The organism is Pseudomonas sp. 2VD, assembly GCF_005503585.1.
In the GTDB taxonomy this organism is placed as follows: Bacteria; Pseudomonadota; Gammaproteobacteria; order Pseudomonadales; family Pseudomonadaceae; genus Pseudomonas; species Pseudomonas aeruginosa.
The window spans coordinates 1-2,344 of the sequence record NZ_SCND01000570.1 but is presented as its reverse complement, the minus strand read 5'-3'; the positions used below and the strand labels follow the sequence as shown (position 1 = coordinate 2,344).

The 2,344-nt window shown below is 62.4% G+C and carries 5 protein-coding genes; all 5 read left to right on the top strand.

Annotated elements, in window-relative coordinates; all coding sequences use genetic code 11:
* Positions 1-132: 132 nt before the first annotated feature.
* The 5 genes from FFS27_RS31805 to FFS27_RS31785 all read left to right on the top strand — a co-directional run bounded on the left by FFS27_RS31805 (position 133) and on the right by FFS27_RS31785 (position 2,198).
* Complete coding sequence (locus FFS27_RS31805; protein WP_003099791.1) at positions 133-483, top strand: hypothetical protein; 351 nt, start codon at positions 133-135, stop codon at positions 481-483.
* 56 nt (positions 484-539) lie between these two features.
* Positions 540-1,172: a DUF3275 family protein gene (locus tag FFS27_RS31800; RefSeq protein ID WP_003158170.1), complete on the top strand. Its 633-nt coding sequence runs from the start codon at positions 540-542 to the stop codon at positions 1,170-1,172.
* Complete coding sequence (locus tag FFS27_RS31795; RefSeq protein WP_003117060.1) at positions 1,169-1,444, top strand: hypothetical protein; 276 nt, start codon at positions 1,169-1,171, stop codon at positions 1,442-1,444. Before FFS27_RS31800 ends, FFS27_RS31795 begins: the two co-directional genes overlap by 4 nt.
* Positions 1,445-1,513: 69 nt before the next feature.
* Complete coding sequence (locus FFS27_RS31790) at positions 1,514-1,876, top strand: hypothetical protein (RefSeq protein WP_003117061.1); 363 nt, start codon at positions 1,514-1,516, stop codon at positions 1,874-1,876.
* A gap of 67 nt (positions 1,877-1,943) precedes the next feature.
* Positions 1,944-2,198: a hypothetical protein gene (locus FFS27_RS31785; protein ID WP_003117062.1), complete on the top strand. Its 255-nt coding sequence runs from the start codon at positions 1,944-1,946 to the stop codon at positions 2,196-2,198.
* The last annotated feature ends 146 nt before the right edge of the window (positions 2,199-2,344 follow it).

The following is a 2,344-nucleotide window of genomic DNA, read 5'->3' as shown; positions in this document are numbered from 1 at the left end:
AGCGCAAACCCACCCAAGACCGCCACAGCACTCGGCAGCGCGGTCGCATCACGCAAGTGATGGAGTGCATCCTACCCACCCACGCGGGGACCTCATCCCCGCGGGAGAGGCCTGCGTATTCGGAGACCTCTCATGACCTCTCTCAACAACCACTCCAGCGCAGGCCACACTGCTGCGTACCTCAAACTCCCGATCGTTCTCACCAACGCGGCCTGGCTGCGCCTGGTCTATCTCGCAAACCCTGCCAGGGTCGACGAGATGGGCACCCGGCTGGCCAGTGTCGTTCAAACCGCCTGGCAGGAGCTTTCGCTCCAGCCGACCGCGAAGCACATCCAATTCCACCTGTACCACAAAGAGGAAGAGGGGCAGGACCGCGCGCTCGCGCTGCTGGTCCTCTCGATAGTCGAGCCGTCCGATGAGCCTTCCTACCTGCGCATCGAGCTGCAGGAAGAAAGCCTCCCGGGCAACCCGGATACCGAGTAGCTCTCCCCTCACCACGATCCCGCTACGGCGGGATCATCCTTTTCGCAGGTCACGCCATGATCAACATACCCGGCCAGTTGGCCATTCGAACCATCAACGGTCGCAATGGCGAGTTCAACGTGGGAAAGCTCTCGACCTCGATCGGGGAGTTCGTCATCAAGGACGCTCTCCTGGACCAGCACATCGAAGGCAAGTACCGCGGTGATTTCGCCATCACCGAGATCCGTCCCTCGTACTACACCACCGGCGGCCGGCTGGTCGTCGAGATCCGCGCCAAGCTGGACAGCATGACGCTGGACGACGTGGACAACCTCAGCGACGAGGAGGCAGAGCGCCTCTCTGGCAATGAGGTCGATCCGCTCGACGAAGTGCCCGCGATCCAGCAACCCACTGTCGCACCGGCGGCACCGCCGAAGTCGCCCCAGAAACCGAAGCCTCTGCGCCCCGTCGCAACCGGGGACGACGCGCCTTTCGGTATGGACCCTCCGGCTCCTGCAGAGCAGGCCGCCTCTCTGGACACAGACGCGGATGCAGAACTGTTCGGGACGGTCTGGCCGCTAGGCGAAATCGTCAAGCTGGACACCACGGTCGACCGCAAGCGACTACGCCAACAGTGCGTGCGACTCGGCGCGCTGGGCTATGAGCTCGACTTCAAACAACAGGTGTGGACCCGCAAGGAGGCCGCATGAAATCGATCTACAACACCCCAGGCTTCAGCGAGGAGTTGTTACTGGTTTGCGCCTCGCTGCGCGAGGTCGGACTGGACAATCTGGCTGACCAGTTCCGCGCGGCAGTGTTCGACCGATCCGTCGTCGACCAGGCCATCATCGCACTGCGTGAGCGGGTGAAGACCCCTTCGCCGGAGCATGCGGCCGACAACGAGCCCTGGTTGTACTGCGACTGGCAGGCCAGGCAAACAGCTTACCGGCTCCTCCAGCGCCTTGAGCGCGCAACACGCTGAAGCAACACCCTACCCACCCCTGCCGGGTTCTCCCGTCAGGGAGACCTGGCCAACCACAGGAGCACACCTATGGGATGGCTTTTCTCACATCAGACGAAGGAAGACCTGCTGCGTGAGCTGCTGGCCCCAACCAGTACCTTCGCAGGCAGCACCGAGGTGCTGGCACACGCAGTCTCCGGCAATGAACTTTGGACTGTCGTAAAACGAACCTTTCACCTTGCCGGATTCTATTTCGGCAAGCCGGCCGGTCACTCGATCACCATGATCGAGTTGCACTTGCTGGACTGCTCGGCCGGGCAATGGGGCTACAAGACCATTCCGGAGAAAGCAGGCCCGTTCTACTACGGCTGTCCGCTGGAGTTCCTGGACCTGGCTCACGATGAGACCAACCAGGAGTGGCGAGACCGTCTGACGCAAGAACACCAAGCCTGACCGCACCAACCACTTCCCTTGAGGGGCTCCCTCAAGGGCGCTCCTCGTCTACCACCAGGAGCACACCATGAACCCACTGTTCACCAACCTCACCCAGGAAACCCTCGCCTACCTCGAGGACCAACTGTCCAACAACGACGTCGCCGGCGACGACGAGCTCATCGACCTGTTCATCGAGGAGCTGTCGCTGACCTTGGAGCAGGCGGAAGCGGCTGTCGCGCTACGCGATCAGTACCTCTGCCAGGTCTTCCTGAACGGCCAAGGGCCGCTGCACCAAGACGATGGGCTGAGCTTCGATCCTCACACCAAGAGCGTTCGGTAACCACCACGCTCCCCTGCACCAGTTGGACTACACCCCCGAGGGGCTTCACCGCCCCTCGAGGGCGGCGTGGCTCCTCCTTCCAGGAGGTTCCTATGCCCAGTCCCACCCCGCTCTACCAGATCGAAGAGTGCCCAGACCTGTACGTC